19 protein-coding genes and 2 tRNA genes are annotated in these 23,773 nt (G+C 71.6%); 9 read left to right on the top strand and 12 right to left on the bottom strand.

Going from position 1 to position 23,773, the window contains the following annotated elements:
* Nucleotides 1-6 precede the first annotated feature (6 nt).
* The 3 genes from GTY67_RS10845 (at nt 7) to GTY67_RS10835 (ending at nt 2,631) form a co-directional block, all read left to right on the top strand.
* The gene (locus tag GTY67_RS10845) at nt 7-573 is read left to right on the top strand and encodes a hypothetical protein (RefSeq protein ID WP_093688617.1); all 567 of its coding nucleotides are present in this window, start codon (nt 7-9) and stop codon (nt 571-573) included.
* 1 nt (nt 574) lies between these two features.
* The gene (locus tag GTY67_RS10840; RefSeq protein ID WP_161278521.1) at nt 575-1,234 is read left to right on the top strand and encodes a class F sortase; all 660 of its coding nucleotides are present in this window, start codon (nt 575-577) and stop codon (nt 1,232-1,234) included.
* A 329-nt stretch (nt 1,235-1,563) separates the two neighbouring features.
* Nucleotides 1,564-2,631, top strand: coding sequence for a glycoside hydrolase family 6 protein (locus tag GTY67_RS10835; RefSeq protein ID WP_161278520.1), 1,068 nt, complete (start codon nt 1,564-1,566; stop codon nt 2,629-2,631).
* Nucleotides 2,632-2,681: 50 nt separating this feature from the next.
* On the opposite strand, the gene GTY67_RS10830 is transcribed toward GTY67_RS10835, so the two are convergent.
* The 3 genes from GTY67_RS10830 to GTY67_RS10820 form a co-directional block, all read right to left on the bottom strand.
* Nucleotides 2,682-4,682, bottom strand: coding sequence for a galactose oxidase early set domain-containing protein (locus tag GTY67_RS10830; protein WP_093688611.1), 2,001 nt, complete (start codon nt 4,680-4,682; stop codon nt 2,682-2,684).
* A complete protein-coding gene (locus tag GTY67_RS10825) occupies nt 4,679-6,598 on the bottom strand; it encodes a cellulose synthase catalytic subunit (RefSeq protein WP_093688609.1) in 1,920 nt (639 codons plus the stop codon). Before GTY67_RS10825 ends, GTY67_RS10830 begins: the two co-directional genes overlap by 4 nt.
* A gap of 523 nt (nt 6,599-7,121) precedes the next feature.
* Nucleotides 7,122-7,195: transfer RNA gene (locus tag GTY67_RS10820), tRNA-Lys, on the bottom strand.
* Nucleotides 7,196-7,387: 192 nt separating this feature from the next.
* Between GTY67_RS10820 and GTY67_RS10815 the strand changes: the two genes are divergently transcribed.
* From GTY67_RS10815 to GTY67_RS10805, 3 genes are all read left to right on the top strand, one after another.
* Nucleotides 7,388-8,680, top strand: coding sequence for a peptidoglycan-binding protein (locus GTY67_RS10815; protein WP_161278519.1), 1,293 nt, complete (start codon nt 7,388-7,390; stop codon nt 8,678-8,680).
* Nucleotides 8,681-8,753: 73 nt separating this feature from the next.
* The gene (locus GTY67_RS10810) at nt 8,754-10,907 is read left to right on the top strand and encodes an SPFH domain-containing protein (RefSeq protein WP_202461404.1); all 2,154 of its coding nucleotides are present in this window, start codon (nt 8,754-8,756) and stop codon (nt 10,905-10,907) included.
* A gap of 209 nt (nt 10,908-11,116) precedes the next feature.
* Nucleotides 11,117-11,707: a lytic polysaccharide monooxygenase auxiliary activity family 9 protein gene (locus GTY67_RS10805; RefSeq protein WP_093688605.1), complete on the top strand. Its 591-nt coding sequence runs from the start codon at nt 11,117-11,119 to the stop codon at nt 11,705-11,707.
* Between the two features lie 159 nt (nt 11,708-11,866).
* On the opposite strand, the gene GTY67_RS10800 is transcribed toward GTY67_RS10805, so the two are convergent.
* The 8 genes from GTY67_RS10800 to GTY67_RS10765 form a co-directional block, all read right to left on the bottom strand.
* A tRNA-Lys gene (locus tag GTY67_RS10800) sits at nt 11,867-11,940 on the bottom strand.
* A 64-nt stretch (nt 11,941-12,004) separates the two neighbouring features.
* Nucleotides 12,005-12,547, bottom strand: a complete 543-nt coding sequence (locus tag GTY67_RS10795; RefSeq protein WP_093688603.1) for a hypothetical protein — start codon at nt 12,545-12,547, stop codon at nt 12,005-12,007.
* 74 nt (nt 12,548-12,621) lie between these two features.
* Complete coding sequence (locus tag GTY67_RS10790; RefSeq protein WP_093688601.1) at nt 12,622-13,380, bottom strand: IclR family transcriptional regulator C-terminal domain-containing protein; 759 nt, start codon at nt 13,378-13,380, stop codon at nt 12,622-12,624.
* Nucleotides 13,381-13,547: 167 nt separating this feature from the next.
* Nucleotides 13,548-14,414: an ectoine/hydroxyectoine ABC transporter ATP-binding protein EhuA gene (gene ehuA, locus GTY67_RS10785; RefSeq protein WP_093688599.1), complete on the bottom strand. Its 867-nt coding sequence runs from the start codon at nt 14,412-14,414 to the stop codon at nt 13,548-13,550.
* Nucleotides 14,404-15,048, bottom strand: coding sequence for an ectoine/hydroxyectoine ABC transporter permease subunit EhuD (gene ehuD / locus GTY67_RS10780; protein WP_093688597.1), 645 nt, complete (start codon nt 15,046-15,048; stop codon nt 14,404-14,406). Before ehuD ends, ehuA begins: the two co-directional genes overlap by 11 nt.
* Nucleotides 15,045-15,776: an ectoine/hydroxyectoine ABC transporter permease subunit EhuC gene (ehuC, locus tag GTY67_RS10775; RefSeq protein WP_093688595.1), complete on the bottom strand. Its 732-nt coding sequence runs from the start codon at nt 15,774-15,776 to the stop codon at nt 15,045-15,047. The genes ehuD and ehuC overlap by 4 nt, the downstream gene beginning before the upstream one ends.
* An 18-nt stretch (nt 15,777-15,794) precedes the next feature.
* Entirely contained in the window at nt 15,795-16,697 is a 903-nt protein-coding gene (gene ehuB, locus GTY67_RS10770) for an ectoine/hydroxyectoine ABC transporter substrate-binding protein EhuB (RefSeq protein ID WP_161278517.1), read from the bottom strand.
* Between the two features lie 193 nt (nt 16,698-16,890).
* Nucleotides 16,891-17,856 carry a D-2-hydroxyacid dehydrogenase gene (locus tag GTY67_RS10765; protein ID WP_161278516.1) on the bottom strand — a complete coding sequence of 322 codons (966 nt, stop codon included), beginning with the start codon at nt 17,854-17,856 and terminating at the stop codon, nt 16,891-16,893.
* A 247-nt stretch (nt 17,857-18,103) separates the two neighbouring features.
* Between GTY67_RS10765 and GTY67_RS10760 the strand changes: the two genes are divergently transcribed.
* Both GTY67_RS10760 and GTY67_RS10755 read left to right on the top strand, forming a co-directional pair.
* Nucleotides 18,104-18,868: a decarboxylase gene (locus GTY67_RS10760; RefSeq protein WP_161278515.1), complete on the top strand. Its 765-nt coding sequence runs from the start codon at nt 18,104-18,106 to the stop codon at nt 18,866-18,868.
* 125 nt (nt 18,869-18,993) lie between these two features.
* On the top strand, nt 18,994-20,121 hold the full coding sequence (locus tag GTY67_RS10755) for an LLM class flavin-dependent oxidoreductase (protein WP_093688587.1): 1,128 nt from the start codon (nt 18,994-18,996) through the stop codon (nt 20,119-20,121).
* Here GTY67_RS10755 and GTY67_RS10750 read toward each other — a convergent pair.
* On the bottom strand, nt 20,118-22,091 hold the full coding sequence (locus GTY67_RS10750) for an EAL domain-containing protein (RefSeq protein ID WP_161278514.1): 1,974 nt from the start codon (nt 22,089-22,091) through the stop codon (nt 20,118-20,120). The two genes, GTY67_RS10755 and GTY67_RS10750, sit on opposite strands and share 4 nt — an antisense overlap.
* Before the next feature lie 402 nt (nt 22,092-22,493).
* On the opposite strand from GTY67_RS10750, the gene GTY67_RS10745 reads away from it, so the two are divergent.
* Nucleotides 22,494-23,735 (top strand): M6 family metalloprotease domain-containing protein, encoded by a 1,242-nt coding sequence (locus tag GTY67_RS10745; RefSeq protein WP_161278513.1) that lies wholly within the window; start codon nt 22,494-22,496, stop codon nt 23,733-23,735.
* Nucleotides 23,736-23,773: the final 38 nt, after the last annotated feature.

Raw genomic sequence — 23,773 nt, 5'->3', positions numbered from 1 at the left:
TTCACGATGCGTTCCATGCCCATCACGTTCTGTGCCGCAGCGGCGGCCGCGCTCATAGCCCTGCCCGGGTCCGCCGCCCAGGCATCCCCGGCCGCCCGGGCCGGTGACGACGACCGGAGGACCGGCACCGTCTCGGTCACCCCGTCCACGATCGCCCCGGGCGGGCAGGTGGAACTCTGGGTCGACGTCTGCGGCAAGGGCCGTCAGGCCAAGGGCAACTCCGACGCCTTCGTCTCGGAAGCCCACTTCACCCCCGCCGACGAGAAGGGCCTCTTCGCCGAGGCCACCATCCGCTCCGACGCCGAGCCCCGCTCCTACGACGTCTGGGTGACGTGCAAGGACGGCCAGGGCAAGGCGACCGGCACCCTCACCGTCATCCACCACACCCGCCCCTCGCCCGTGGCCCCCGTCAAGGCGGGCGGCGGAGGCACCGCCACCCTCGCCGAGCGGGCCGCCGACTCCCAGGGCCCCGGCACCCGGCACGCGGTGATCGGCCTCGTCCTCGCCGCCGTCGCCTCCGTGGCCGTGGCCCTGCGCACCTCGCGCCGCCGCCGCGACCCGGCCGCGGACTGACATGTCCGCCCCGGACCGCCCGGCAGGCACCGGGCGACTGCTCACCGGAGTGGCCTGGGCCGTGCTCCTGCTCGGCCTCTGGCTCTACGGACATGATGTGGCCGGGGGGATGTCGGCCCCGACCACCGGGGACGTCGCCGCCGTCGGCCGCCCGCTGGGGGCCCCGCTGCCCCCGGCGCACGAACCGGTCGAGGGCGCCGCACCCCGCAGCGTGGAGGTCCCGTCCGTCGGCATCGACGCCCCGGTCGTCCGGCGCGGCCTCGACAGGGACGGGGCCATCGACCCGCCGCCGTACGACCTGCCGCAGACGGCCGGCTGGTACGGCAAGGGCACCGAGCCCGGCGCCGAGGGGGCGGCCCTGCTCGTCGGCCATGTCGACACCGAGACCAGGCCCGCCGTCTTCTACGGGCTCAGCGCGGTGCGGCCGGGCGAGAAGGTGAAGGTCACCAGGGAGGACGGCAGCGTCGCCGAGTTCACCGTGGACGACGTCCAGGTCGTCACCCGGGAGCGCTTCGACGCGAAGAAGGCGTACGGGCCCCGCGTGGGCGGCCGGGCGGAGCTGCGGCTGATCACCTGCGGCGGGACGTACGACCGGAAGTCCCGCTCGTACACGGCGAACGTGGTCGTCTCGGCCTACCTCACGGGGGCGCGGGGCGCGTGAGGGACACCCGGCCCGGCCGGCGCACCCCGCGAGGGGCGCGCCGGCCGGGCCGGCCTCGACCGTGTGCACCGGGCCGCGGGAGTTGCCCGGCGCGGTACGGGAGGACCGTGCGGTACGGGGTCGATCTCTGCCGCCACTGTAGGGGGACGGGTGCCCCGGGGGAGCCGGTTTCGAACAAGATGTCCGGAACCCGGTGCCTCTGTGTGACCGTGGGGAGCGTCGGCACCGCCGCCGGACGGCCCGGACCGCTGTGCCAGGATGGCCGGGACCGGCAGCACAGTGGTGCGACCCGTGAGAACGGTGCAGGCAGTGCACCCAAGGGGGAGTGGATGTACGGCAGTTACACCGGCCGGTCCCGGCCGCGCGGACGTACGGCGGCGGGGCTGAGGACCACCGGCCTCAAGACGACCGGGACCGCCGCGGCCCTCTGCGCCGTGCTCCTCCTGTCCGGCTGCTCCGGCGACGGCGACGGTGACGGCGGCTCGGGCGGTGCTCCCGTCGTCGGCCAGCAGCCCAAGGAGAAGGACCCGTACTGGGTGAACCCGGACGGCACCGCGGCCCGGCAGGTCGCCGCGTACGAGAAGGACGGCGACCAGGAGAAGGCCGACCTGATCCGGAAGATCGCCGAGCAGCCGGTCGGCGAGTGGATCGGCCCCGACGACCCGGAGGGCGAGGCGCGGCGGGTCACCGAGGCGGCCGCGAAGGCCGACCGGTACGCGCTGCTGGTCCTCTACAACATCCCGCACCGCGACTGCGGCCAGTTCTCCAAGGGCGGCGCCGCCGACGCGGGCGCCTACCGGGCCTGGGTGGACGGCGTCGCCAAGGGCATCGGCGACCGGCAGGCGACCGTGATCCTGGAGCCGGACGCCCTGCTCCACCTGGTCGACGGCTGCACGCCCCAGGAGCACCACGACGAGCGGTACGACCTGCTCAAGGGCGCGATCGAACGGCTGAAGAAGCAGCCCGCCACCAAGGTCTACGTGGACGCGGGCAACGCGGGCTGGCAGTCGCCCGAGACCCTGCACGAGCCGCTGTGGCGGGCGGGCATCGAGAAGGCGGACGGCTTCTCGCTCAACGTCTCCAACTTCCGCACCACGGCCGTCAGTACGGAGTTCGGCAGGAAGCTCTCGGCGAAGGTGGGCGACAAGCCCTTCGTCATCGACACCAGCCGCAACGGCAACGGCCCCTACGAGGGCGGCGACCCGGCCGAGACCTGGTGCAACCCGCCCGGCCGCGCGCTGGGCGAGCCCCCCACCACGGAGACCGGCGACGAGAAGGTCGACGCCTACCTGTGGATCAAGCGCCCCGGCGAGTCCGACGGCGACTGCAAGGGCGGCCCGAAGGCGGGCGCCTGGTGGCCGGAGTACGCACTCGGCCTGGCCCGCGCCACGAAGTAGCGAGCGGGCCGCCTCGGGGGAGGCGGCCCGCCGCTCTCACGTACGTACGCCTACGGCACCTCCACCCACGTCCCCTCGGACGGGGTGCCCTTCGCGTCGGTGACGAACAGCATGTACCAGCCCGACGGCACCAGCGCCCGGTTCTTCGGCACGGTGACCGTGATCCCGTCCGCCGACTTCTCCAGCTCCAGCGCGATGGACCGCTGGTCGGTGTCGGTGACATGGGTGACCGCCGAGGGCCGCATCAGCTTCGCCGAGGTGATCTTCGAGGCGTGCTGGGTGGTGAACATGCCGGTCCCGCCGCGCTTGATGCTCTTGGGCCCGGCCGTCAGCTCCGGCCGGGAGCCCCGGTAGAGGTAGGGCGGGGTGTAGATCTCGATGCGCTGCTCGAAGGTGCCGGGCCGGGTGTTGATCTTGTCCATGTAGAGCGGGTCGGAGCCGAAGATCATGACCCGGCCGTCCGGCAGCAGCACGGAGCCCGAGTGGTAGTTGCGGCCCACCGCCGGGTCGGCGACCCGCTTGTACGTGTCGCTCTTCGCGTCGTACAGCCGGGCCTCCAGCACATCGGAGCCGCCCCGGCCCCGGTAGTCGCCCGCGCCACCGGCCACGAGCAGCGAGTCGTCGGGGAGCAGGGAGGCGCTGGGGTAGCGGGTGCCCTTGTCCAGCGAGGCGCCCTCGGTGAACTTCGGGTTCTTCTGCTGGAGGTCGACCAGCCGGGACTTCGGGGTGGACTTGTCCGACTCGCCGACCCCGCCGCCGCCGATCACCATGAACCGCTCGTCCTGGGCCGGGGGCAGCCGTACGGTCGCCGAGGTCTCCATCTGGTCCGCGTCGACGAGACCGGGGACCTCCTGGAAGTCGTTCGTCTTCAGGTCCCAGATGCCGGGGGTGCGGCCCTCGCTCTGGAGGCCGTAGCCGGAGTTGGAGCCGGAGTAGAACAGCTTGCCGTCGTTGAGGAGGAAGAGCGCCGGGTAGGTGGCGAACTTCCGGACGATGCCGCTGGGCGCCCACGACTTCTTCTTCGGGTCGTAGATCTCGGCCTTGCCCACGTCGATCTGGCCGATGTCGTCCAGGCCGGAGACGGCGATGACCTTGCCGTCCTTCAGCGTGGTGAGCGTGGGGTACCAGCGGGCCTTGTCCATCGGGTCGACGGGGATGTACTTCTCCGCCACCGGGTCGAACTCGTAGGCGTCGTTGATGCCCTGGAAGTCCTTCTTGTCCAGTGCCAGCTTCTGCGCGATCCCGTAGACGTTGCGGGTGTCCTCGGTGGACAGGCCCGAGATCCGGTAGTTGTCCTCGGTGCCGGTCTCGTACTTCCGCCCGGACTTCTCGGCCTCCACGTAGATGCGGCCGACGCCCGCCTCGTTGCGCTGGTACTCACCGGTCTTCTTGTCGAAGACCTTGGTGGCCTTCTCCACCAGCAGCGGGTCCTGGGAGATGAAGGTCTTGCCGCTCTCCTTGCCGGTGAACCGGGTGCCGGCGGGCAGCGTGATCGGCTTGCGGGGGTTCTCGTTGCGGACGATCATCAGGCCGCCGGCCTTGGTGACATCGCCGCCGAGCTTCTCGTACCGCTTGGTGCCGCCGGCTATGAGGAGGTTGCCGCCGGGCAGCTGGGTGTGGCCGGCGCAGAACAGGTCCTTGGGGGTGTGGATGTCCTTGAAGGCGTTGGTCTTCGGGTCCCACAGGATCGACCGGAAGCTCTTCGCGTCGAAGTTCTTCTCGTTGTTGCCGGAACCGGCGACGAGCAGCACCTTGCCGGTGCGCAGCAGGGCCGCGTGCACGGCGTTGACGCGGAACTCGGCGGGGATGTCCAGGAAGTCCCAGTGGCCGTTGGCCTCTTTGTAGGACTGCGTGTTGATCGTGTAGTGGTGGTAGCGCTCGGTGGTGAAGCGGTAGAGCCACGGCCCGTTCGCCCCCGCGAGGGCGACCACGGCGACCGTGCCGATCGCGAACCGGCGCGTCCGCAGACCGGAGCGGCGGGCCCGGGCGCCCGAGCGGCGGGAGACCGGTCCGGCGGAACGGCGGGCACCCCGGCCCGATTGGCGTGTCATGACTGGTGTCCCCTCAGGGCGATCTTCATGGTCTGTTCGGAGCTGGGTTCTCCCGGACCCTGCGGCGGTCCGGCCGGCGGCCGCGGCCCGGACGGGCCCGCCCGGCGCCGGCCCCGGCCCTTCTTCTTCTCCGAGCGGATCGTGTGGTGCCAGCCGACGATCGGCGCGAGCGTGATCAGCAGGGCGAGCGAGGCCCACGTCAGCATGGCCGGATGGCTGTTGCCGAAGAAGAACGACGAGACCATCGAGGCGCCGAAGACGAAGACGAAGAACAGGTGGATACGGAAGGTGCCGAAGAGGGTGTCCGGGCTGGAGGAGTCCCCCTTGGGCGTCACCACGAACGAGCTCTTGCGGCGCAGCGCCGCGTCCATCAGCGAGCGCGCGTAGATCGGCGCGGAGAGCGCCGACATCAGCATCCCGGCCAGTCCGCCGGAGCCCTCGGGCTCGTGCGGCGAGACGTTGTGGCGCCGGTTCCAGATGTAGAGGCCGATCTGGAGCGCGGAGGCGTTCCCGTACAGCATCATCCAGACCGCCGGGTCGATCTGGACGCCGGAGGCGCCCATGCCGAGGAACAGGGCGCAGCTGAGGGCCGCGAGGATCCAGTTCATGGCCGACATCGGATAGAAGATGATCATCATCGTGTAGTTGAAGAGCTTGCCCGCGGGCATGGTGCCGAAGCCGCGCCAATACTGCTTGAGGATCGTCTCGTACGTCCCCCGGGACCAGCGCAGCTGCTGCGTGAAGAAGTCCGTCCACGCGGTCGGCCCCTCGCCGACGGCCAGCACGTCCGGGGTGTAGACCGAGCGCCACTTGTTGCCGGTCACCGGGTTGCGGTGGCGGTGGATCTCGAAGCCGGTGGCCATGTCCTCGGTGATCGAGTCGTACAGGCCGCCGATCTGCTTGAGCGCCGAGATGCGTACGGCGTTGCTCGTGCCGACGAACATGGGGGCGCCGTAGCGGTTGCCCGCGCGCTGGATCAAGGCGTGGAAGAGGAACTGCTGGGACTCGGCGGCCTTGGTGACGAACGTGTCGTAGTTGCCGTAGACCTGCGGGCCGATCACGAAGCCGATGTCCGGGTCGCGGAAGTAGCCGAGCATCCGCTCCAGATAGTTCGGCAGCGGGACGTGGTCGGTGTCGACCGAGGCGAAGAAGTCGTAGTCGCCGCCGTGCGCGTCCAGCCAGGCGTTGTAGTTGCCGTGCTTGGTCTTCGCCCGGTGCGGGCCCTTGGCCTGGTTCCAGCGGGCCACGCCCTTGCGGGAGAAGTGGTGGACGCCGAGCCGGGCGCAGACCTCCTTGACCGCCGGGTCGTCGCCCTCGTCCAGCAGCCAGACGTGCATCAGGCCGCGGTGGCGGATGCGGACGGCCGCCTCCAGGGTCTTCGTCACCATGGCCAGCGGTTCCTTGCCGGGGACGAAGGAGGTGAGGAAGGCGACCTTGGTGCCGGACTCCGGCACCACCGGGACCGGGTCCCGGGCGACGAGGGTGGCATGCGCGTTGGAGAGGACGTTCAGCGTACGGAACAGTTCGATCAGGCCGATCGAGACCAGCATGACGATGTCGAGGACCAGCAGCAGGTCGTCGTCGAGGTTCGGATCGCGGTCCGTCCAGTGGCCGGGCTGGACCAGCCAGACGAAGAGGCCGAGCGAGACGAGCGGAGCCGCACCGAGCAGGAGCGCCGCGCGCACGCGGTGCGGCTCCTGGGATATCAGCGAGCGGTAGCGCACCTTGTACGGTTCGCCCGCGGGCGGCTGCGTCAGCGGACCGGCCAGCCGACTGTAGTGCTCGTAGTCGTAGCGCGGCAGCTCCTTCCCGGCCTGCCGGCGCGGTGCGTCGGCCCGGAGCTGCGGGGGTATCCGAAGCTGCGTGGTCCGGGAAGCGTCGTTCTCCTGCCGGTCGCCTGGCGGCGTCGACGTCATGGGTCATCCCCCCGCACGCACGCTGGTGCGTGATTGGTCGGTCACTCGGTGCCCGGCGGTTCCCCGTCCCTCACCGCGCATGCCCGCCGCACGGACCGTGGTCCGCGCGGACAGGGAGAGGCGCATTCCGTTCACGCGATGCCCCTCGGCATCCGTCGGCGGACGGGACCCCCGCCCCGACCTCGCCCTGCGGCGCACAAACGGAACATCACGCTCTGCTCATCCAACTGTACGGATGAGCGGCTCCCTTGGAGCTGAATGCTTCCAGATAGATTGTCCGACCGCACAAGGCTTCGCAAGGTCGGAACAAGCCCCTTTGTCAGCCATGCGTACGATTTGGGAAGCCCTTGTGGCAGGGGCGTGACGAAGTGGTGACGAGCGCCCGGTAGCCGCCCCACTGTTGATCCGTGACGCTCCGCGCTTCTGCTGTCGCTGTGTGTTGACGCCGTGCCGGTGTCGCCGGTCATCAAGCAGGGAATGATCAAGGCCCCCTCACACTCGGTGAGGGGGCCTCGATGGTGCGTGCGCCGTCAGGGACTCGAACCCCGGACCCGCTGATTAAGAGTCAGCTGCTCTAACCAACTGAGCTAACGGCGCCTGCTGACCTGGAGAACTCTACCCGACTCCAGCGAGTGCTCCGGACCATTTACCCGCCGCCACGCCCTGTCAGATGGTCGTTTTTTCCCATTGGTCCGTCAAAATGCCTTATGTCGGGAGAGTTGAGACACTGACGCCCGTCGCAGCTGCGCCCAAAGATCTTGACGAGTGACGAGTGCGGAGGGGAATCGCATGACTGTGCCGGTCTTCGAGGAGTACGAGCCCGCCATCGACTGCACCTGTGCGGGGTGCGCCGTGCAGCGGCGGACCGCCGCGCGGGCGGTCCCGGTGCGGTACGGCGGCCACCCCGCCGCGCACGGTGCCCGCCGGGCCCTGGTCCTGGCCACCGCCGCCGGGGTGGTCCTCTCCTGCGGGGCCGCCGGAGCCGCGGCCGCCGCCGGCCACAGCGCCGGTGTTCCCCGCGCCGACCAGGACCCCGAGCCCCTGCCGGACACCCCGCAGGGCGAGAAGGGCCCGCTGAAGGGGTCCGGCGCCTCCGGGCCGCCCTCCGACAGCGCGGTCCTGCGCAAGACCACCCGGGCCGAGATCATCAACCGGGCCAAGAAGTGGGTCGACGCGAAGGTCCCGTACAGCATGGAGAAATACTGGTCGGACGGGTACCGCCAGGACTGCTCCGGCTATGTGTCGATGGCCTGGAACCTCGGCACCAACGAATGGACCGGCAGCCTGGCGAGCTACGGGACCCGGATCGCCCGCGCCGACCTCCAGCCCGGCGACATGCTCCTCTTCCACAACCCCGCCGACCCCTCCAAGGGCTCCCACGTCACCATCTTCGGCGGCTGGACCGACTACACGCGCACCCACTACATCGCCTACGAGCAGGCGCGCCCGCAGACGCGGAAGCAGTCGACGCCCATGGCGTACTGGAGCAACTCCGACCGCTACGTCGCCTACCGCTACAAGGGCGTCAGCGGCGGCTCGCCCGGCTCGGGCTCCAGCACGGCCTTCCCCGGCGCCGGCCAGTTCGGGCCCGGCGCGAACAACGCCCATGTCACCCGGCTCGGCGAGATGCTGGTCGCGCGTGGCGGAAAACGGTTCTACGCGGTCGGGCCGGGCCCCGTCTGGGGCGAGGCCGACCGGCGGGCCACGCAGGCGTTCCAGCAGGCCCAGGGGTGGAAGGGCAAGGAGGCGGACGGCCTGCCCGGCCCGGACACCTGGCGCCTGCTGACCACGGGAGCGGGCCGTGACATCCCGGCCGCGGTCACGGGCGGCAGCCCGAACACCTCGGTGGCCTTCCCCGGGCGCGGCTATTTCCAGCCGGGTCAGTCCAACAGCCATGTCGACCGGCTCGGCAGACAGTTGGTGAAGAAGGGATACGGCAAGCACTACGTGTCGGGCCCCGACCCGCGCTGGACCGAGGCGGACCGCCGCAACGTCGAGGCGTTCCAGCGCGCCCAGGGCTGGCGCGGCGGCGCGGCCGACGGATACCCGGGGCCGGAGACCTGGCGCCGGCTCTTCGCCTGAGGGCGTGAAGACCTGACGGACCCGATGGACGCGATGGAACCGACGGACTCGACGGACCCGACGGACCCGACGGATGACGGAAAGGAACCGGGAACCGGTGACCCCAGACCAGAACCCCCACCCCCTGACTGACCACGACACCCGCACCCCCGGCGGCGAGACCCCGATGCCCCTGGTGGACGGCGTGGCCCTGCACCAGCCGACGCTGCCCACGCCGCCGCCTCTGTTCCGGCCCAGGGAGGAGGCGCCGGAGACCGAGCCCCCGACAGGGGAGGAGAGGAGGGGGGAGGCGCCGTCGGTGGGGGGCCTGCCAGCAGGGGAGGATTTGCTGGGGGCCCCGGGGGCCCCGGGGGCCTCCGAGGCCTCTGAGGCATCCGAGGGCTCCGAAGGCTCTGAGGCTCTCGGCGATCCGGGCCCGGCGGCGGGCCCGTACCGGGACTCGGCGGTGGGCTCGTACCCGGCGGCGGCCACGGAACCGGCGGCGGGCCCGGACTCGGCGGGCCCGGACCCGTACTCGGTGGTCGGCCCGGACCAGGCAGCGGGCCCGTACCCGGCCCTGGCGACGGCCCCGGACCCGGCGGTGGACCCGCACCCGGCGGCAGCCTCGGACCCGGCCTCGGCGGCGGCCCCGTACCCGGCGGCCTCGGCCCCGGCCCCGGCGGCAGGCGAGACCGCTGCCCCGGAACCCGACCCCGCCCCCACCCCCAAGCCCCCCATCAAGCCGATCCGCCTGGACCACCCGGGCCGGAGCCTTCACCTGGATCAGTTCAGGGCCGACGTACGGGAGGCCCCGGAGGGCCCTGCGCGCCCCGAGAACCCTTCCCGCCCCGAGCCCGACGGGCCGCCTTTCCAGCCCGTCCGGCGTTTGAGGACGGAACCCTCGGCGGAGTGGACCCCGCTCCCGTCGTACGGCGAAGAGGCGGGGCCCCGTCCGGCCCCGGCCCCCGACGCGCAGACGGACAGGGACAAGACGGGCGCCCCCACCCCGGCCCCCGACCCCGGGCCCGACACCCAACTCGACCTCGTCCTCGACCTGGCCCCCGGCGCCCGCGCCACCTCCGCCACCTTCTCCGTACCCGCCCCGCAGCCCCCGCCCCACCCCCGCCGCCACTCCGTCATCGCCAACGAGTCCACCGCCTCCATCCCCGTACACCTGCTCTTCCGTGACGAGCCGGAGCAGCCGGAACCCGCCGCCCTCCCCACCACCGTGGCCCGCCCCGCCACCGGCACCGGCCAGACCGCCACCCCCGCCGACCGCACCCCCCGCCCCCGCTCGCCCCACCCCCGCGTCGCACCCCCCACCCGCCCCGCCCCCCTCGCCGATCCGCGCCTCGCCGAGCGTCCCGGCCCCGCCCTCCCCGGGTACGCCGCCCTGCTCACCGGGGCCGCCGGGCTCCTCGGCGTACTGGCTCTCCTCTGGTGGCGGGGCGCTCTGCCCGCCGCCGCACAGAGCGCCGTGGGCTTGGCCCCCCGCCCGTACGAGGGCATCGGCGCCGGGGTCTGGGCCGGCCTCGCCCTCCTGGTCACCGTGATCGTCCTCGCGCTCGGCGGCCTGGGCCGCGGCCGCGTCGGGTACGCCTGGGTGCTGACGCTCTTCGGCGACTACCGGGGCAGCGTCCGCCGCACCGGCCTGGTCTGGGTCTCGCCCCTGCTGCTGCGCCGCCGCGTCGACGTACGCCTGCGGCACTGGCGCAGCGAGCCGCTCCCCGCCGTCGACGCGAACGGCACCGCCCTGCGCGTCGTCGTCCTGGTGGTCTGGCGGATCCAGGACACCGTGCGCGCCGCCCTCGGGATCGAGGACCACGAGGCGTATCTGAGCGCGCAGGTCGAGTCGGCCATGGCCCGGGTCCTCTCGCAGCTGCCCGCCGACGCCTTCCACGAGGACGCCCCCACCCTCCGGAACGCGGAGGCGGTCGGCGACGCGCTGACCCGGATGCTGAAGGCGGACTGCGAGCCGGTCGGGGTCGAGGTGTACTCGGCGCAGCCGACCGGGATCGAGTACGCCCCCGAGGTCGCGGCGGCGATGCAACGGCGGCGGATCGCCGCCATCGACGCCAAGCACCGGGACAGCGTGCTGACTTCGGTGGTGGACGCGGTCGACGACACCGTCAACCGGCTGACCTCGCGCGGCATCGTCGACCTCGACGACTACGAACGTAAAGCGCTGGTCAAGGACTTGACGGTCGCGTTCTACACCGGCCGCACCGGTGGAGGCGACGGCGCCTGAGCGGATGACCGCCGGCGGAAGGGCTCGGAGAGATCACTCCGGGCCCTTTTCGCGGCTCCGGAATCCGATGCTCATTGGTCTGGACATGTTCATGTGGCGTCAATAATCTAAGACTTGGTCTAGACCGCAGATCCCCACCCAGCACCAAGCGCGCAGCATGTCGAGCAGTGCTCATGGAACCTCCCCCACGTTCTAGAGGAGCGACAGCAATGCGGAAAAAGGCAAGCGCGGCCGTCATCGGCCTGGCGATAGCGGGCGTTTCGGTGCTCGCGACCACCAGTGCCAGCAGCCACGGCTACACGGACTCCCCCATCAGCCGCCAGAAACTCTGCGCCAACGGCACGGTCACCGGCTGCGGCAACATCCAGTGGGAGCCGCAGAGCGTCGAGGGCCCCAAGGGCTTCCCGGCCTCGGGTCCCGCCGACGGCAAGATCTGTGCCGGCGGCAACGGGCAGTTCGCCCAACTCGACGACCCGCGCGGCGGCAACTGGCCCGCCACCCAGGTCACCGGCGGTCAGGGCTACAGCTTCCGCTGGCAGTTCACCGCCCGCCACTCCACCAGCGACTTCCGCTACTACATCACCAAGAACGGCTGGGACTCCACCAAGCCGCTGACCCGGGCCGCGCTCGAATCGCAGCCCTTCATGACCGTGCCCTACGGGAACCAGCAGCCGCCGGCCACGCTGACCCACCAGGGCACGATCCCCACCCAGAAGACCGGCAAGCACATCATCCTCGCCGTCTGGAACGTCGCGGACACCACCAACGCGTTCTACGCCTGCTCGGACGTGAGGTTCTGATCCGCCGCGGGTAGCCCGCAGGGCGCCTGCGCATTTCCGCTGTGGCTCGACACGGCGGCCCTGGGCCGGGGCCGCCGTTGCGGTGGGCGGCTGCTGAACCGGGCCGGAAACAGCACTGTGGGCGGCCTCCGCGAAGGAGACCGCCCACAAGCTCTGTCGTGCGCCGTCAGGGACTCGAACCCCGGACCCGCTGATTAAGAGTCAGCTGCTCTAACCAACTGAGCTAACGGCGCCTGCTGACTCGAAAATAATACCTGGTCCCGAGGGGTGCTGATGACACCCTCCTGCCGGCCGCCGCTACGCGCTCCGGCGGGAGCTCACCACGTCCGGGATCAGCGGGCCGATCCAGGCGGCGAACGGCTCCCACAGCTCGTCCCCGGCGGCCCGGACGATCTCGTTGGGGTCCTCGGCGGCGTCGAGGCCGAGGCTCTCCCGCAGCCAGGTGCGGAACGCCGGGTTCGCCGGGCAGGGGTCCCAGTCCTCGTCCTCCTCGCGCTCGTCGTAGTAGTCGAGGCTGTCCCACCCGCACATCGGGGACCAGCCGGAGGCGACGACGCGCAGCAGCTCGGGCAGGTCGCGGGCCACGACATGGACGCCGCCCTCGTCGCCCAGGAGAAGCACCGGGAGCGTCGCGAGGTCGGCGCGGTCGTCCCGCAGCCAGATCGCGTACGTGGAGCCGGAGCCGTTCGCCTGCGCGAAGGGGCGGATACGGTCGGAGAGCTGGGGGTAGCCGCCGTCGTCCTCGCCGGACGGGAGCAGCTCGAAGCCGGAGGCGTAGAAGTCGTCGACACCGGCGTCGAACTCCCGGAGCCGCTCCAGCAGCGGTATCGGTGGGTGCATGACGGTGACGCTACAGCCTCCAGGGGGCGTCCGCTCCGGTCTCCGCCCTACAGCCGGGGCTCCGGCCCCCGCCCCTACAGCGCCAGCGACAGCAGCACCGGAGCCGCGCGCCGGTTCAGGGTCTCCGCCGCCTCGCGGAGCCGGTGGGCGTCCTCGATCGGCAGGGACAGGGCGAGGCATCCGGCGGTGGACCCGGCCGTCAGCGGGACCGCCGCGCAGACGGTGCCCACCGCGTACTCCTGGAGGTCCAGCACCGGGACCGTCGCGGGCTGGGCGTCCAGCTTGGAGAGGAGGACCTTCTCGCTGGTGATCGTCCGCGAGGTGAGCCGGGCGATCCTGTGCCGGGAGAGGTGGTCGCGCCGCGCCTCGTGGTCCAGCTGGCCGAGCAGGCATTTGCCGACCGCGCTGGCGTGCGCGGAGGAGCGGAAGTCCACCCACTCGTTGACCGCCGGGGTGAGCGGCCCGTCGGCGACCTGGACGACGCTGACCTCGCCGTCCACGTACCGGCTGAGGTAGACGGCGGCGCCGACCGAGTCGCGCAGCTGGTCCAGCGCGTGCTGGAGGCGGCCCTCCAGGGCCTCGCGGCGGGCCGCGCCGGAGCCGAGGAGCAGCAGGGAGGCGCCTATGACGTACGCGCCGTCGCTGACCTGCTCCACATATCCCTCGCGGCGCAGCGTCAGGAGCAGGGACGCGAGGTGGCCGGCGGGCAGCCCCGTCTCCCGGGAGATCTGGGCATCGGTCACACCGTCGCCGTGCTGGGAGACCGACTCGAGCACGCGCAGGGCGTACTGCACCGATGGGAACGGTGCGGTCGGCTCGGGCTTCAACGCCACGGTGTCCCCCTACAAGGTTGTGACCGCAAGCTTCGGGCCCACGATAGCCCCAGGATCCGGCTTTCGGGGTGGCAGTTGACAAGCGAGCAGGGGCGCCCCGGCCCTGTCAGCTGGGGCGCACCCGTACGGCATATGCCAGAGTCATGGTCGATGACCCAACCGCGAGGTCACAGCACCGCGTTGAGGAACTCGCGCGTACGTTCGTGCGACGGATCGGAGAAGATTTTCTCCGGGGTCCCGGCCTCCACGACCCGGCCCGCGTCGAACATCAGCACCTTCTCCGAGACGTCCCGGGCGAAGTTCATCTCGTGGGTCACGCAGAGCATGGTGATGTCGGTGTTCCGGGCGATGTCGCCGAGCAGCTCCAGCACCCCCGCCACCAGCTCCGGGTCGAGGGCGGAGGTCACCTCGTCCAGCAGCAGGATCTCCGGCTCCATCGCCAGCGCCCGGGCGATCGCCACCCGCTGCTGCTGGCCGCCGGAGAGCTGGGAGGGGTGCGCGTCGACCTTGCCGGAGAGCCCCACCAGGTCCAGCAGCTCCCGGGCCCGGGCCTCCGCCTCCTCGCGCTCCTTGCCCAGGACGCTGATCGGCGCCTCGGTGATGTTCTGGAGCACCTTCATGTTGGGGAAGAGGTTGAACTGCTGGAAGACCATCCCGATCTTCTTCCGGGACTCCCGCAGCTGCTTCTCGCCCGCGGGCTTCAGCGTTCCGTCCGGGGCGCGGACGTGGGAGAGCGGGGAGCCGTCGACCCAGATCACCCCGTCGCTGACCTTCTCCAGCGTCATCAGCAGCCGCAGGATCGTGGTCTTGCCCGAGCCGCTGGGCCCGATCAGGGTGACGTGCTCACCACGGTCGACGGTGAAGTCCAGCTGGTCCAGGACCACATGGTCGCCGTAGCGCTTGACCACCTTGTCGAAGCGGACCAGCGGCTCGCCCGTGCTCCCGGCCGACGGAACGGCGTCCTCGGGGGCGGTGTCCGGCGCTCCCCGGTCCGCGGACGCCGTCTTCTGCGAGGGGAGGGGTTCAGTGGCCAAGGCGCTTCTCCAGCTTTCTCATCAGCAGCGACGTGGGGTAGCTCGCGACCAGGAAGATCAGGCCGGCGAGGGTGAAGACCTCGGTGTACGCGAAGTGGTCCGCCCCGTACTTCCGGGCCTCGAAGACCATCTCCTGCACCGTGATCACGGCGAGGAACGGGGTCTCCTTGAACATCGAGATCGCGTAGTTCCCGAGGGCGGGCAGCACATTGCGCACCGCCTGCGGCAGGATCACGGCCTGCCAGGTGCGCCGGGGCGACAGCGACAGCGCGCGGCAGGCCTCCCACTGGCCCTTCGGTACGCCGTCGATCCCGGCCCGGTAGACCTCGGAGGTGTACGCGGCGTAGTGGATGCCCAGCACCGCGATGCCGATGTACAGCGGCTCCACCGTGTTGAACAGGGCGGCCGCGCCGACCAGTTGGACCAGCAGCGGGGTGGAGCGGACGAACTCGGTGACGGCCCGCACCGGGACCGTCACCAACCTGCTGGGCGCGCGTCCGGCCACCGCGACGGCCAGTCCCAGCACGGCCGCCACCAGGGTGCCGAGCACGGTGGCCAGCAGGGTGACCTTGAACCCCTCAAGCAGGAGGGGCAGGGACTCCCGGACGGCGTCCCAGTCGAAGCCGTCGTTCATCGGGTACCTCCCACGGTGGCCGTGGACGCGCTGCGGCTCTTGAACAGGCTCTTCGCGCCGGTGTCCAGGCCGAGCCGGCGCTTGGCGCTCCGCTCCAGCAGGTTCATCAGCATCGTCAGCGCGTAGGCCAGCACGAAGTAGGCGGCCAGCAGGGTCAGATAGGCGGTGAGGGTCTCACCGGTGCGGTCGCGCAGCGTCTGCACCACCGTCATCAGGTCGGCCGCCGAGATCAGCCACAGCAGCGGGGTGCACTTCAGCAGCTGGATCAGCAGATTGGTGAAGGAGGGGATCATCTGCACCCAGGCCTGCGGCAGGATCACCTTCCAAAGCCGCCTGGCCGGACTCAGGTTGAGCGCGATCGCCGCCTCGTACTGTGCGCGCGGTACGGAGTTGATCGCGCCGCGCACCACTTCGGCGCCGTACGCACCGTAGTTGAGGCCGAAGGCAACCACCCCGCAAACCACCGGGTCCAGTTCGTAGCCGGTCAGCAGCGGCATCGCGTAGTAGAGCCAGAACAGCTGGATGTAGAGGGAGGTCCCCCGGAAGAACTCCACCACCACCCGGGAGACCCCACGGGCCAGGAGCAGCCGGCTGCCCGCCATCAGACCGAGCGCGAAGGCCAGCACCCCGGCCATCAGTGCGCCCAGGACCGTGGCCTGGAGCGTCACCCACAGGCCCGAGCGGACCTGGGGGAACTCCTCGGCGAGGAGGGAGAAGAAGTCACTCATGCGTGTGCGTCCGCCCCGTCAGCCCTTGCACAGATCCGCGGTCTTCAGATCGGCGGGCGGGATCTCCGACTCCCCGAACCCGTACTCCTTCAGCAGCTCCACATAGCGGGAGTGGTCCGACACGATCTTCTTCAGCTCGCGGTTGAAGGAGTCCCGCAGGTCCTCGTTGCCCTTGCGGAACACCGCACCGCCCGGCGAGAACTGCGCGTTGCCGTCGATCTGCGGCACGAACGCCTCGGTCACCTCGGTGTCCGGGTTGGTCTTCGCCAGCCAGCGCAGCGAGATGCCGGTGAGCAGGAAGGCGTCCACCCGGCCGCCCTTGACGGCGTCCGCCCCGTCCTGCGGCTTCTGCAACGTCTTGATCTTCCCCTCGGGGATGCCCGCGCCCTTGGCGTAACTGCCCTCCACCGCACCCGACATGACGCCGATCGTGATCCCGGCCTCCTTTGCGGACTCCAGGTCGGTGACCTTCTTCGGGTTGCCCTTCTTCACCATCAGCGCGGTCGGCGAGATGAACTCCGGCTCGGAGAAGATCGCGTTGCCGCAGCGCTCCGGGGTGATCGCCATGCCCGCGCTGACCACGTCGTACTTCCCGGCCTGGAGCCCGGGGATCAGCCCGTCCCACTCGGAGAGCGTCGGCTTCAGCTCGTCCACACCCAGCGCCTTGAAGATCTCCCGGTGGAGGGTCGGGGCCTCGCCCTTGAGCTCCTTGCCCTCCATGTACCCGTAGGGCGCCTCGTTGGCGTACGCCACTCGCACGAAGCCCTGCTTACGGAGCTTGTCGAGGGCGCCCTCGCCGGTGGCGGCACCCGAATCGGTCTTGCTACAGGCGGTCAGGAGCCCGGGTACGACCAGCAGGCCACCCACGGCCGCCGATCGATTGAGGAAGCCCCGGCGGGAAAGGTGAGGAAAGTCAGCCATGGTTCGCGGTCTCCTGGAGGTCGAACAGTCCGGACAGGGTGAGCGCCTGCCCGATCCCGTACGTCTATGCAGGAAGCCGGTCCATGTAATCGAACGGTGGCCGGAGGGTGACCTTCCCGTGGCCTGGCACGGGCGGAGGGTGACGGGTTCGCTGCGGTGAGCTGCCTCCGGAACCTTCTGCCCCTTATGTGCCTTACGCCTCTTCGGAGTTGTCGGTGGACGGGACGTAACCGCGTTCCTTGTCGACCACGTTGGGCAACGGGCTGCCGTCCGCCCACAGTTCGTACATCGCCACGAACTGCTCGCCCAGCCGGTCGCGCCAGCCCACCGTGTCCCCGCTCAGATGCGGCGAGACCAGCAGCCCCGGCACCTCCCACAACGGGCTCTCCCCGCCCAGCGGTTCCTCCCGGAACACATCCAGCGCCGCCCCCGCCAGCCAGCGCCGCTCCAGCGCGTCGACCAGGTCCGCCTCCACCACGCTCGCCCCGCGCCCCACGTTGATGAACCGCGCCGAGGGCTGGAGCAGCCCGAAGAACCGGCTGTCGAACATCCCGTACGTCGACGGGGTCAGCGGCACCGCCGAGATCACCCAGTCCGCCCGCGCCGCCAGCGGGCCCAGGTCCTCGATCCCGTGGATGGTGCGCCGGGCGGTGCGGCCCACCAGCGCCACCTGGACGCCCAGGCCGTGCAGCAGCCGGGTGATCTCCCGCCCGATCGGGCCCGCGCCGACGACCACCGCCCGCGAACCGGCCACCTGCTGCCCCTCCCGGTGGTGCCAGCGCCGCTCCCGCTGGAGGGCGAGGGTGGTGGGCAGATCCTTGGCGAAGGCCAGCACCAGCCCGGCCACGTACTCCGCGATCGGCCGCTCGAAGACGCCCCGAGCATTGGTCAGGACCGTGTCGGAGGCGGCCAGCTCCGGGCAGAGCAGCCGGTCCACCCCCGCGCTCGCCGCATGCACCCAGCCTGGCCGGGACCCCTGACCCGGCCACGCCTCGCGCACCGCGTCCGAGGTGAAGTCCCACACCAGCAGCACATCGGCGTCCGGCAGCCGGGCGGCCAGCCCCGCCGCGTCGGTGCGCAGGACGCGGGCCCGGCCGGTCAGCCGGCCCAGGCGCGGGGACGGGGCGGCGTCGAGGACGAGAACGACGGGTTCCGGCATGGGTGGCTCATCACTCCGCAAGGTCGCAGGTTGCTGTACGGGCACGCCCAACCATGATCTCCGCACGCGCCACGCTCGCAGCCGCTCCCACCCCCGTCAACACGGCCCGCGACCCCCCTCGGCACGGCCCGCGGCGCCTCCCGCCGACCCTCCGCCGCCGCCCCGCCGGGGGAATACTTGACAGGGGCAGGGGCACCCGTGGCTTCCGCGCCCGATGCGCGCCCGACGCGAAGGAAGAAGGGTGAACATGACGACCGTAGGACTTCTCTACCCGGGCCACGCCGCCGAGGACGACTTCCCACGGATCGAGATCACACTCGACACCGACATCAGGCTGCCGCTGTTCTCCACCGAAGCCGCCGAGGACACCTACCGGCGCGGCTCCTTGCTGGAGTCCGGCGCGCCGGACCGGCTCGCCGAGGGCGTCGAGGAGCTGCGGCTCGCGGGCGCGGAGGCACTCGTCTGGGCGAGCCCCGCCGGAAGTTTCGTGTACGGCTGGGCGGGCGCCCACAACCAGATCGCCACCCTCGCCCGGAGCGCGGGCCTGCCCGCCTCCAGCACCGCCTTCGGCTTCGTCCACGCCGTACGGGAGCTGGGCGCCTCCCGGGCCGCGGTCGCCGCCGGATGGCCCGAGGACATCACCGCGCTCTTCGCCGAGTTCCTGGTGGCGGGCGGCGTGGAGGCGGTGGCCTCCGGGAGCGCCGGTGCCGCGTCGGCCGCAGAGATCGCCACGTGGGAGGTGGACCGGGTCAAGGAGCTCGCGCTCGCCGCGGACCACCCGGACGCCGAGGTGCTGCTGCTCCCGGACGCGGCCCTGCACACCGCCGCGTACATCCCGGAGCTGGAGGAGGCGCTCGGCAAGCCGGTCCTCACGGCGAACCAGGTGACCGTCTGGGAGGGCCTGCGGCTGACCGACCGCCGCATCTGGGCCCCGACGCTCGGCACCCTCTTCGCCGCCCGCCGACCGGTGCCGGGTGCGGTGGAGCCGAAGGGGATCGAGGTACGGGAGTAAGGCGCGCCACCCTCTTGACGGTCCTGCCGGAGAGCTCCCGGAATAAGCGGAGCCATCCTCCTGTTGTACGCCTCCGATACGCATAGGCATACGCAGGACGAGCAGCACCGGGAGAGGGCCGACACGTGGACGAGATCCGAGGCGGGAACACGGGCGACGGGACGGACGGCGACGGAATCCGGGGTACGGCCGCAGGCACCGCCCCCGTACCGCTCTCCGTACTCGACCTGGTGACCGTGGGCCAGGGGCGCACCGCGACCCAGGCCCTGCGCACCGGCGTCGAGATCGCCCGGCTCACCGAGAGCCGAGGCTTCCACCGCTACTGGGTCGCCGAGCACCACTCCATGCCCGGGGTCGCCTCGTCCTCCCCGGCCGTGATCCTCGCGCACATCGCCGCCCACACCGACCGCATCCGGCTCGGCTCCGGCGGTGTCATGCTGCCCAACCACGCACCGCTGGTGATCGCCGAGCAGTTCGGCACCCTGGAGGCGATGGCCCCCGGCCGCGTCGACCTGGGCCTCGGCCGGGCCCCCGGCACCGACGGCGCCACGGCCGCCGCCCTGCGCCGCAGCGACCGGCTGAACGAGGGGGCCGATGACTTCCCGCAGCAGCTCATGGAGCTGATCCGGTTCCTGGACGACGACTTCCCCGACGGGCACCCGTACGCCCGCATCCACGCCGTACCGGGCCCGGTCCAGGCGACCGCCCCCGGCGGGGTGCAGTCCGCGCACCGGCCGCCCGTCTGGCTGCTCGGCTCCTCCGGCTTCAGCGCCCGGCTGGCAGGCACGCTCGGCCTGCCGTTCGCCTTCGCGCACCACTTCTCGGCGCAGAACACGATCCCGGCCCTCGACCTGTACCGGGAGTCCTTCCGGCCCTCCGCCGTGCTGGACGCCCCGTACGCCCTGATCGGGGTCTCCGCGCTGGCCGCCGACGACGAGCGCGAGGCACGCCGCCAGGTGCTGACCGGCGCCCTGTCGATGGTCCGGCTGCGCACCGGGCGGCCGGGGCTCATCCCGAGCCCGGAGGAGGCGGCGGCGTACGACTTCTCCCCGATGGAGCGGGAGTTCGTCGACGGCTGGCTCTCCAACGTCATCCACGGCACCCCCGACGAGGTCCGCTCCGGCCTTGACGACCTGGCCAAGCGCACCGGCGCCGACGAGCTGATGATCACCGCCAACGCCCACGGCGGCGACGCGCGGCTGCGCAGCTACGAGCTGATCGCGGACGCGTACGGGCTGCCGAACGAGGTCTAACCCGGGGTCGGCCGGGCCGTGATCAGCGCCGCGATCAGCTCCGGCGCCACGGCCCGCGAGTACAGCCACCCCTGCCCCGTGTCGCAGCCGATCCGGCGCAGCCGCTCCGCCTGCCCGGCCGTCTCCACGCACTCCGCGGTGACGGTCAGGCCCAGGCGGTGCGCCAGCTGCACCATCGCCTCCACGATCGTCTCGTCGGCGGGGCTGGGGTGCGTACCGTCCTCGTACCGGAAGCCCTTCACGAACGCCCCGTCCAGCTTCAGTACGGAGACGGGCAGCCGGCTGAGGTAGGCGAGGTTCGAGTACCCCGTCCCGAAGTCGTCGATGGCGATCCGTACGCCCATGTCGCTCAGCGCCTGAAGGGCTCGCAGCGGGCGGCCCCCGGATCCCATCACCGCCGACTCGGTCAGCTCCAGCTGGAGCAGCCCCGGGGCCAGGCCCGTCTCGTTGAGGATCTGCGCCACGTCGGCCACCAGGTCGGAGTCCCAGACCTGGCGTACGGCGACATTGACGCTGATGAAGAGCGCGGGCTCGTCCGGGTGGTCCAGCTGCCAGCGCCGCGCCTGGCGGCACGCGGTGCGCAGGATCCACCGGCCGAGCTGGACGATGGAGCCGTCCTCCTCGGCGATCCCGACGAACCGATTCGGCGAGAGCACGCCGAACTGCGGGTGGTTCCAGCGCACCAGCGCCTCCACCCCGCGCACCACGCCGTCCGCCATGCCGACCAGTGGCTGGTATTCGAGGGTGAACTCGCCGCGCTCCACGGCGGGCCGGAGCGTGGAGGAGAGCGCCTGGCGGGTCATGCGGTGGGCGTTGCGCTCGGGGTCGAAGAGCGTCCAGCGGGCCCGGCCGTCGGCCTTCGCCCAGTACAGCGTGGTGTCGGCGGCCTGCATCAGACCGGTGGGCGAGGTGCCCGCGACCGGGCGCTCCACCACCCCGATCGAGGCGGAGACCGAGAGCCGGTGCCCGGCCAGGTCGAAGGGGTGCTGGAGGGCGGTCAGGACCGAGCGGGCCAGCTCGGTCAGCGCCTCCGTACCGCCGGAGTCCTCCACCAGGATCGCGAACTCGTCGCCGCCCAGCCGCGCCACCAGCCTGCTGCCGCCCGGGTTGCTGCTCGCGTCGTTCTCGGCGCAGTCGGTGAGCCGCCCGGCGACGGCGGCCAGCAGCCGGTCGCCGATCCGGTGGCCGAGGGTGTCGTTGATGGCCTTGAAGCCGTCCAGGTCCAGATAGCAGAGCCCGATCCGGCCGTGCCGGGGGAGCATCGAGTCGTCCTGGTAGGGCGGGATCTCCAGGGCCACCGAGAGCCGCTCGAAGAACAGCGTCCGGTTGGGCAGCCGGGTCACCGGGTCGTGCATCTGGAGGTGGCGCAGCCGGTCCTGGAGCTCGCGCCGGTCGCTGATGTCCGCCACCGTCAGCAGGACCCGCGCGGGCTCGGCCGCCGATGTGCCCGTCATCGGTACGACGGTGACCTCGGCCCAAAGGGTGCGCCCGTCGGGGTGTTTGAGGCGGCGGGTGCAGCGGAACCGGGAGCGGCGGCCCTGGAGCACCTCGCGGTAGGCGTGCCAGGTGCGGTCGTCGGAGGCCAGGTCGACCAGCTCGCACGCCTGCCGTCCGTCCAGCGCCCGGGACGTCGTGCCCAGGAGCCCGCCGAGGGCGTCGTTGGCCCGGACGACGTGTCCCCTGCCGTCCACGACGGCCATGGGGAGGGTCGCGGCGTTGAAGGCGGCGCGGTGGTCGCGCAGCTCGGTGGCGGCGTCATCCGCCGCCCTCCGGAGAGCGGCTTCCCCGTACGGTGCTGCCGCCCGGTGTGCCGTACGTTCTCCGGCGGCTTCGGCGGCTTCGGCGGCTCCGGCGGGTCCGGCCGTCCGTTCTCCGGCGGGGCCTGCCGTATGACGCTCCGTGACCGGCGTGCCCACGGCTTCCGGGGATGTGCCGGCCGGGGCCCTGGGCCCTTCGGAGGTTCCGCTCACCGCTCGCTCCCGCTGTGAAGGTTGTCGTGAACAGGTGGGGTCGGACAGGGCACCGGGTGGTGAACCCGTGAAGGGGCCCGATCCACGCGGGAAAGCGTGGTGAAGCATAGAGGGTGGCGCGTCGGGCGTTCCAGCTCGCATCCGGCCATGGGGCGACCGAACGGCCGGTCTGCGACGTTCCGCTTTGCCCGACCCTGATCGTTTCTGCGCGGTTCTGTTGCATCGAAGCACCGATACGACCGGTGGTGACGTTCCGTGAAGGTCGGGGGTGCGGTGCCGCCGGGTGCCTACCCTGCGACCCGTGGGGCCCCTGTGACCCGTGTGGGGCAGCACAACAGGGCGCATCGCCATGAACCGGCACAGGGTGGACGAGACGTAACGCGTTCCCACCCGGAGGTCGATGTGCAGCGTGAGCCCGGACCCGGGGGAGCGGAGCGGCTGACGCTGCGCAGTCTTGCGGCCGCCCTGACGTCCCTCCTCGCGCTCGCCGCCACCTCGCTCGCCGCCGGCCCCGCCGCGGCCGCCGTGCACGACGCGACCCCGTGCGCGCTCCCCAGGACATCGGCCCACCACTCACTGGGCCTGGACAGCTGGAACGGGGCCTACCCCCGGCCCGACCGGCGCCTCGACGCGGTCATGATCTTCCTGTCGTTCCCGGACTCGAAGCCCAGGATCAGCCCCGACGTGCTGACCGCCGACCACTTCCCCTCGACCACCCGCTTCTTCGAGCGGGCCAGCTACGGCCGGTTCACCCTGCGCCCGCACCCGCAGCGGGCCTGGACCCAGATGCCGCGCGCCTCCACCTGGTACGGCATAGAGCGCGACTGGGACGCCAAGAGGCGCACCGCCTACCTGCGCGACGCGATCGCCGCCGCCGACCGGGACGTCGACTTCTCGGCGTACGACATCGTCTATCTGGTCGCCGACCCGGACGCCCCGGGCGTCGACTCCGACGCCACGAAGGTCGTCAACTTCGATCGGCCGCTGCGCGCGGACGGTACGGACATCCGGCGCGTGGTCACCGTCTTCGAGCAGCACCCGCCCGACCGCAACGTCCTCGCCCACGAGACCGGGCACGTCTTCGACCTGGCCGATCTCTACCACCGGCCCACCGACGGCAAGGGCGACTGGGACACCTACGTCGGCGACTGGGACGTCATGGGCAGCCAGTTCGGCCTGGCGCCCGACCTCTTCGGCTGGCACAAGTGGAAGCTCGGCTGGCTGGACGGGCCGCAGGTCGTCTGCGTCCAGGGCACGGCCGACCTCACCCTGGAACCGGTCGCCGCCGCCCCCGTGCCCGGCGGGTCGATCGGGACCCGGCTCGCCGTCGTACGGACCGGGGAGGACAGCGTGCTGGCGATCGAGGCGCGCGGCGCCACCGGCAACGACCGGGGGACCTGCACCGAGGGCATCCTGATCTACCGGGTCCGCAGCGGTACGGCCTCCGGCGGCGGCCCGGTCGAGGTGGTGGACACCCACCCGGAGACCGGTTCGTGCTGGGACCGCTCGGTCTACCCGCCGCTCGCCGACGCCCCGCTCACGGAGGGCGAGACCTACACCGTGCCGGGCGAGCGCACCCGCGTGGAGGTCGCCGACCGTACGCCGTCCGGCTCCTGGACGGTCAGGATCACCACCGGCGTCTGACCTGCTCCGGGAGAACACGAAGAAGCCCCCCGCTTCCG

This window comes from Streptomyces sp. SID8374, assembly GCF_009865135.1.
Lineage (GTDB): Bacteria > Actinomycetota > Actinomycetes > Streptomycetales > Streptomycetaceae > Streptomyces.
The sequence above is the reverse complement of the archived record's forward strand: the minus strand, read 5'-3'. Positions and strand labels throughout refer to the sequence as shown.